The sequence below is a fragment of the Moorena sp. SIO4A1 genome (assembly GCF_010672065.1).
In the GTDB taxonomy this organism is placed as follows: domain Bacteria; phylum Cyanobacteriota; class Cyanobacteriia; order Cyanobacteriales; family Coleofasciculaceae; genus Moorena.
The window spans coordinates 1-1,103 of the sequence record NZ_JAAHHX010000997.1; the positions used below are offsets into that span (position 1 = coordinate 1).

The following is a 1,103-nucleotide window of genomic DNA, read 5'->3' on the forward strand; positions in this document are numbered from 1 at the left end:
AGCCGAAACCTTGATCAGACCTTAGGAAAACCACTACATTTTTACGACTACCTAAACATCTAATAATTTTTAATTTTTAATTAATTTTTAATTTCCCACAGCGGCACTAGCTAGTTTCTGGCGGCGGTAGCTTCACAACACTAAACCAGAAATTTTCTAGGGCTTCGATAATATTGTCAAATTCTTTTAAGCTAATTGGTTTTTTAAGATAACAGTTAGCTCCCAAGTCATAGCTTTTTACAATATCTTCCTGAGCATCTGAAGTGGTCAGCATCACAACGGGGATTTGCTTGAGGTTATCATCACCTTTGATATGCTGGAGAATCTCTTGTCCATTCATCCCAGGCAGGTTTAGATCTAGCAAAATTAAGTCAGGTTGCTGGGAATCAGCATACTCCCCCTCTCTGTAGAGATAAGCGAGGGCTTGAGTACCATCCATAACCACATGGAGGTTAATCCCCAGTTTCGCTTTGTTGAGTGCTTTCCTGGTGAGTTCTATATCTCCAGGATCGTCTTCTATTAGCAGAATTTCAGGGAATTTACTGTACATATCATAGTTAATTGAAAGCGATGCAGCGCGGTCTTGGGAAGGCAGCGCGGTCTTGGGGGTCCCCCCCATGAGCGACTGCCGTGGTTTCCCCCATGAGCGACTGCATCAAGACATTGGGTTAGTTGAACTTGGCTATCATATCATTTATTATTGATTTTTTATCCACAAACCCATCAGCCATCTTTGGCTACCAACTCTGATGAATTGGCAAGGTGAAATAGAATCTTGAGCCAACACCAGACTCGGATTCGACCCAAATATTTCCACCGTGACACTGGACGATTTTCTGACAAATGGCTAAACCAATCCCGGTACCGGGATACTTGCTCCTACCATGTAGTCGTTGGAATATGGAAAAAATTCGTTCAGCATACTTGGTTGGAATACCAATACCATTATCTCGAACCCCTATTAACCATTTGGATTCCTGCAACTTAGCTTCAATGTGAATCTCAGGAGTTGCCTCGGAACGGAATTTGATGCCATTACTGATTAGATTCTGGAACAATTCCACCATGTGTTGGGGATTAGCTGAGATAGTTGGCAGTGGATC

2 protein-coding genes are annotated in these 1,103 nt (G+C 42.4%); both read right to left on the reverse strand.

Translation table 11 applies throughout. The features are described from left to right. Positions 1-106: 106 nt before the first annotated feature. On the reverse strand, positions 107-619 hold the full coding sequence (locus F6K53_RS44750; protein WP_366511458.1) for a response regulator: 513 nt from the start codon (positions 617-619) through the stop codon (positions 107-109). Between the two features lie 118 nt (positions 620-737). Further along, a partial coding sequence (locus tag F6K53_RS44755; RefSeq protein WP_293087490.1) for an ATP-binding protein occupies positions 738-1,103 on the reverse strand: 366 nt, incomplete at its 5' end.

Bases quoted from the DNA above. Each gene is read 5' to 3' on its own strand.
- F6K53_RS44750 (WP_366511458.1), bottom strand. From the start codon at position 619: ATGGGGGGGACCCCCAAGACCGCGCTGCCTTCCCAAGACCGCGCTGCA.